Genomic DNA, 5,407 nt, shown 5'->3' on the forward strand with positions numbered 1-5,407 from the left:
TCCTTCTTTTTGCGGACTCAAGTCCTCACTACAAACCAGATTTTAGATGGGAAAAGAAGATGTTCGTAGTGAGGACTTTAGTCCTTCTTTTTGCGGACTAAAGTCCTCACTACAAACCAGATTTTAGATGGGAAAAGAAGATGTTCGTAGTGAGGACTTTAGTCCTTCTTTTTGCGGACTAAAGTCCTCACTACGAACCTTAATTAAAAATCAATAGTCAAAGGTGCTCTCGGAAACGGAATCACATCCCGAATATTCCCCATTCCCGTCATAAACTGCACCAAGCGTTCAAACCCCAAACCAAAACCAGCATGAGGTACAGTACCGTAGCGGCGCAAATCCAAATACCACCACAATTCCTCCTTATTCATACCCTGAGCTTCCATGCGGCGCTCCAACACATCCAGCCGTTCTTCCCGCTGCGAACCGCCGATAATTTCCCCAATATTCGGAGCCAAAACATCCATGGCTCGCACAGTTTTCTCGTCCTCGTTTAAACGCATATAAAACGCTTTAATCCCGACGGGATAATCGCTGACAATTGTCGGCTTTTTAAACAAGTCCTCAGCCAAATAGCGCTCGTGTTCCGACTGCAAATCCAAGCCCCAGCTTACCGGGAAGTCAAACTTTTTGTCGGCTTTTTCCAAAAGTGCGATCGCCTCCGTGTAAGTAATCCGCTCGAACTGATTGTTAATAATATTTTCAGCAGTCGCCAAAACCGTCTTATCAATCCGCTCGTTGAAAAACTCCATATCCTCCGGGCAATGCTCCAAAACAAAGTTAAAAATGTACTTCAAAAACGCCTCAGCCAAATCCATATCTCCCTGCAAATCGCAGAAAGCCATCTCCGGTTCAATCATCCAAAACTCAGCCAAATGTCGCGAAGTATTAGAATTTTCCGCTCGAAAAGTCGGGCCAAAAGTGTAAACATTGCCGAAAGCCAGCGCCATAACTTCCGCTTCCAACTGGCCGCTAACTGTTAAATAAGCGCGTTTACCAAAAAAGTCTTTCGCATAATCAACTTCTTGCGAATCAGTGCGCGGCACATTCTTTAGATCGAAGTTAGTAACGGCGAACATTTCCCCTGCACCTTCGCAATCGCTAGCAGCAAGAATCGGAGTGTGCACCCACAAAAAACCGCGTTCTTGAAAAAATTGGTGTACCGCCGCCGAACAAGCATTGCGGACTCGAAAAACAGCGCCGTGGGTGTTGGTGCGGGGCCGCAAATGCGCGATTGTCCGCAAAAATTCCAAGGAATGCCGCTTTTTTTGCAGCGGATAAGTTTGCGGGTCTGCTTCGCCATAAACTTGTACTTGTGAGGCTTTTAACTCAATTCGCTGTCCCTTCGCCGGAGACGCTACCAGCACTCCGGAAACTTCTACAGAGGCACCTGTATTAATTTGTTTGATTACATTTTTAAAGTCTGGCAAATCGGCATTGATGACTACTTGCAAATTAGCCATCGCTGAACCGTCGTTGACTTCGACAAAGGCAAATTCTTTTAACTCGCGTTTGGTACGCACCCAGCCTTGAATGGTTACAGTTTCGTCTGGTTCGCCGGCGCGCAAAATTGCTGCAATTCGTTGATTTGTCATATCCAATCCTGTTTATTTAATATTTTGCACCATAATTCTCTCTTTTCTCTTCCTCTGCGCCCTCTGCGCCCTCTGCGGTAAAAAAAATCAAAAACTATCCCGCATAGGATTTCAAAATCCAACCAATCAAAATGCCGAGTCCACCAAAGCGAACTGCTTGCCAAAAAGGTTGTTTTATGCTTCCCCAAGAAAACAGGCTGCTTTCTAAATTTAACTCGATCGTTTCCAATTCTTGCTCAATTTGCCGCAATTCTTTCTTGAGTTGCGGCAATGGATTTTGGCGCAGAGATTGGCGGACATCTTCGCGCCGGTTGCCGAGTTCGGCTTGGCGCTGGCGATCGCGCTGAATCTGAGTGTAACGCTCTTTGACTGCTGCGAGCGATCGCTCCACTGCTGCGATCGCCTGGACAAACTCATTTTCTGAATCTTCCCGATTTAACTCTGACGGCTGTTGAGGCATTTCGATCGGCAAACCTGACAATACTTAAAAAACAATTCCCAATTAACTTGTTATTATATGCAGTATATTTTTGCAATTCACAAACCGCAGCCAAATAGCTATAATTCCCATCTATGCTTGAAACTACACAAACAACCCAAACTGTCAACCTCAACGAGCTGAGTACAGTAGAACTGGCTCAAGTCCTAGCAGCGCGCCTCGCCATCTCCGAAAGAGATTGGCACCGCCTCAAAGCCAACCGTTCCGCGCGGGCCGGAGAGCAAGCCGCGGCCGCTTTGGTCTTTTTGCTGAAAAATCAGCCCGAAGAAGCTCTCCCGCGCTTAAACCAAGCAGCAGGATGGCTGGATCGATCGATCTCCGCACCTCCGTGCCCGACTCACGGCAAATAAGCTTCCAATGCCCAAGCCGTGGATGAGTTATATCAATTCCAGCCAGTAACCCCCCATAAAATTAGTTTGTAGTGAGGACTTTAGTCCTCGGAAAGAAGGACTAAAGTCCTCACTACAAACCTGTTGTGGAGCCAGCGAAGATGATATTAAAGATTTGATAAGTCGCTCACAACTCAAACAATCGCGCCGCTCGATCGAGCAGCGCGATTGCGAGCTAAAAAAGATTTATACTTTTCTCACTCAAAACTCACATTTTGCATTATCATCTACTATCAATAGCTTGACACTCAAAATTCTCCATCCCCGGTTCAGCGGGGAAACGAAAAAATTGCAGGTCGAGCTGAGCTGAAAAATGATGCCAAATATCAGTTCTAGCGCAAGCGAGGCAGCCGGTAGCGACTGGGAAGTTCTTTGCACAGCCGTAACTCTGTGCCTTGAGAATTCCACTCAACCCGATCGAATATTTGGTAAAGGATAAACAGGCCCCTACCACATTCTTGTTCAACATTGGGGAGTGCAGAATTATCTGCAACATCCTCTGCTATGAGACTGTCGCAAGTATCGGTATAAAGGTCGCAACCGCAAGGTGCTTTAAAGCCACAACCTTCGTCCGATATGACCCACCAATATTCGTTTTGGACGATCGAAAAACGGACTCCAACAGTTTTACTGGGGTCTAACTTATTTCCATGCTTAGCAGCATTTACCAAAGCTTCTTGAAGCCCCAACCGTAATTCCGCTTGCCAGTGAGGCGGAATCTCTGCTAGGAGCAGATCCAAAATAGGACAAAGGTATAGGGTAGAAGCGAAGCTAATCGTAATCCAATTGCGTCCGACGACCGGACGGGCTGAGATAGCAATCACTCAGAAAACTCCCTAACTTTCAGGTGGATAAACTTCACACCCTGCATAGTTGGCTCCCTAGTATTCAAAATACTCATTAATTGAGCGGCGCAGCTCTATTTCTATCTTAGAGTATCAAAGCCGTTAAGAAAAGCAAAGAACATCACAAAATATTCTGCGATTCTCAGAAACTTTTGCCAAGAACCACCAGTAATTTTACTTATAACTTCTACCCGCAGCCTGATTTTTGAGGTCTGCTTTTGCCGGGGCACTGAAGCTGAACCCGCTGCATCCCAGCCGTCAACAGCTCGCTTACCAAACGATCCCCACCTTGAAAAGATCGGAAATCCGTCCAAAAAAGTCGATCCCTTGACTCCTCGCCCATGGGGATCGGCTCTCGCCGCCCCAGATGAGGCCCGATCGCCCACAACTCCTACTTGTGCCAAAGATCGCAATTATCGTACCTAGGTGTGTTGCAGTCGAAACCAGATATATTTCCCAAATGCCGATCGCACACCGAAATCCGACTGCTGCGGCCTTTACCAAATCAATATTTGTTACAAAACTTATTGATTGTGAGTGCGATCGCCCGCACTAGCCAAACTCGACCAACTTGACGTATCCCTTACTGGCAAAGCCCCAGCCCGTTGGCAAAACTTTATAAATCTGAACCTCACGATACAATAGTTAAAGTAAATACTTATTTCTTTACATTATGCAAATCACCACAGCCATCACCGCAGCCCCCATTCCAGGCACCTACTGGCAATGGCGGGGCCATTCAGTTTACTATGTTCGCTCGGGCGATCGACATCCAGAACGCCCTCCCCTGCTGTTAATTCACGGTTTTGGAGCATCCACAGACCACTGGCGCAAAAATATCAGCGGGCTGAGCAAAGACTTTGAAGTGTGGGCGATCGACCTGATCGGATTCGGGCGATCGGCAAAACCCGAAATCCAATACAGTGGGGATCTCTGGCGCGACCAACTCCACGACTTCATCACCAACATCATCGGCCGGCCCGCCGTACTAGCCGGCAACTCCCTCGGAGGCTACGCCGCCTTGTGCGTAGCAGCAGGGCGTCCCGAATCAGCCGCCGGACTCATCTTAATCAACAGCGCCGGCCCCTTCAGCGAACCTCAGCCCGCACCCGAAGCCCCGCCCTTGCAAAAAGCTATATCTGGGGTAGCTAAGACCTTATTTCAGCAAGATTGGGCAAGTTTTCTGCTGTTCCAATACGTGCGCCAGCGATCGACCATTCGGAAAACCCTACAAAAAGTTTATCTCGACCAAAGCGCCGTCACAGACCAATTAGTAGAAGAAATTTACCAACCATCCTGCGATCCCGGTGCACCGAAAGTATTCGCCTCGGTATTCCGAACACCCCAAGGTGAAAAAATCGACGTATTGTTGAGTCAATTAAAGTGCCGGCTGCTAATGTTGTGGGGAGAAGGCGATCCGTGGATGAATTCCAGCAACAGAAGCGCCAAATTCCGCCAACATTATCCGCAGTTGGCAGAACACTTTATCAAAGCCGGTCACTGTCCCCACGACGAAGTACCAGAACAGGTAAACGAACTGATTCGTGCGTGGGTAATTGACCAATAGTCGATCGGCAAATCGGATAATTTTCCAGGCTATCTCCTCCCTCGGAGAGGGGGAAAATCATCCGGTTGGCAGTAAAAATTTATGTATTGTCCGAACAAAAAAGCGGTTAATTTCTACTCAAAGATTCTGAGGGGACGGAAACTATGACCGGCAAAAAGACTCGCCGCAATTTTATATTGAGCAGTATAGCGGTTGCCGGCGGCATTGCAGCCGCTAACGCGATCGACCAGCACGATCGAGAAATCGCAGCCGCACCCAACAACCAGGCCGCCACCACAGTAAAAATGCCAGAACGACTGTTAGGCAAAACAGGCATCAAAGTCCCGATTTTTGGTTTGGGAGGGGCCGGACAAACTCCGCTGTCGCAGCAGGGAAGAGAAGCAGAAGCGGCCGCACAAATTGAACGCGCGATCGAACCCACATTCCGCAGATGTGGGTCGGATTTTTTTATCAGTTGTGAAAACTTGGAAGCCAAACGCTTTTGGGCTGAAATTATGCAGTGTTAGCCTTAC

The 5,407-nt window shown here is 47.8% G+C and carries 8 protein-coding genes; 4 read left to right on the forward strand and 4 right to left on the reverse strand.

The window, feature by feature from the left end; translation table 11 throughout:
- Positions 1-203: 203 nt before the first annotated feature.
- The gene (gene asnS / locus JGK39_RS32305) at positions 204-1,595 is read right to left on the reverse strand and encodes an asparagine--tRNA ligase (RefSeq protein WP_293256714.1); all 1,392 of its coding nucleotides are present in this window, start codon (positions 1,593-1,595) and stop codon (positions 204-206) included.
- A 94-nt stretch (positions 1,596-1,689) separates the two neighbouring features.
- Positions 1,690-2,055: a DUF2203 domain-containing protein gene (locus tag JGK39_RS32310; protein ID WP_293256717.1), complete on the reverse strand. Its 366-nt coding sequence runs from the start codon at positions 2,053-2,055 to the stop codon at positions 1,690-1,692.
- A 113-nt stretch (positions 2,056-2,168) separates the two neighbouring features.
- Between JGK39_RS32310 and JGK39_RS32315 the strand changes: the two genes are divergently transcribed.
- Positions 2,169-2,444, forward strand: coding sequence for a DUF6439 family protein (locus JGK39_RS32315; RefSeq protein WP_293256720.1), 276 nt, complete (start codon positions 2,169-2,171; stop codon positions 2,442-2,444).
- A 371-nt stretch (positions 2,445-2,815) separates the two neighbouring features.
- Here the strand turns inward: JGK39_RS32315 and JGK39_RS32320 are convergent, their stop codons facing one another.
- Both JGK39_RS32320 and JGK39_RS32325 read right to left on the reverse strand, forming a co-directional pair.
- Positions 2,816-3,307 (reverse strand): anti-sigma regulatory factor, encoded by a 492-nt coding sequence (locus tag JGK39_RS32320; protein WP_293256723.1) that lies wholly within the window; start codon positions 3,305-3,307, stop codon positions 2,816-2,818.
- A gap of 101 nt (positions 3,308-3,408) precedes the next feature.
- Positions 3,409-3,741 carry a hypothetical protein gene (locus JGK39_RS32325; protein ID WP_293298841.1) on the reverse strand — a complete coding sequence of 111 codons (333 nt, stop codon included), beginning with the start codon at positions 3,739-3,741 and terminating at the stop codon, positions 3,409-3,411.
- Between the two features lie 15 nt (positions 3,742-3,756).
- Here JGK39_RS32325 and JGK39_RS32330 point away from each other — a divergent pair, with 15 nt between their 5' ends.
- From JGK39_RS32330 to JGK39_RS32340, 3 genes are all read left to right on the forward strand, one after another.
- The gene (locus JGK39_RS32330) at positions 3,757-3,903 is read left to right on the forward strand and encodes a hypothetical protein (RefSeq protein WP_293298844.1); all 147 of its coding nucleotides are present in this window, start codon (positions 3,757-3,759) and stop codon (positions 3,901-3,903) included.
- A 98-nt stretch (positions 3,904-4,001) separates the two neighbouring features.
- Positions 4,002-4,895 (forward strand): alpha/beta fold hydrolase, encoded by an 894-nt coding sequence (locus JGK39_RS32335; protein ID WP_293256732.1) that lies wholly within the window; start codon positions 4,002-4,004, stop codon positions 4,893-4,895.
- A gap of 143 nt (positions 4,896-5,038) precedes the next feature.
- Positions 5,039-5,401, forward strand: a complete 363-nt coding sequence (locus tag JGK39_RS32340; RefSeq protein WP_293298847.1) for a hypothetical protein — start codon at positions 5,039-5,041, stop codon at positions 5,399-5,401.
- The last annotated feature ends 6 nt before the right edge of the window (positions 5,402-5,407 follow it).

This window comes from Microcoleus sp. PH2017_12_PCY_D_A (genome assembly GCF_020738565.1).
GTDB lineage: Bacteria > Cyanobacteriota > Cyanobacteriia > Cyanobacteriales > Microcoleaceae > Microcoleus.

What these genes read in the sequence shown, in the direction of transcription:
- JGK39_RS32335 (WP_293256732.1), top strand. Translation starts at nt 4,002, where the DNA reads ATGCAAATCACCACAGCCATCACCGCAGCCCCCATTCCAGGCACCTAC.
- JGK39_RS32310 (WP_293256717.1), bottom strand. Translation starts at nt 2,055, where the DNA reads ATGCCTCAACAGCCGTCAGAGTTAAATCGGGAAGATTCAGAAAATGAG.
- JGK39_RS32340 (WP_293298847.1), top strand. Translation starts at nt 5,039, where the DNA reads ATGACCGGCAAAAAGACTCGCCGCAATTTTATATTGAGCAGTATAGCG.
- asnS (WP_293256714.1), bottom strand. Translation starts at nt 1,595, where the DNA reads ATGACAAATCAACGAATTGCAGCAATTTTGCGCGCCGGCGAACCAGAC.
- JGK39_RS32315 (WP_293256720.1), top strand. Translation starts at nt 2,169, where the DNA reads ATGCTTGAAACTACACAAACAACCCAAACTGTCAACCTCAACGAGCTG.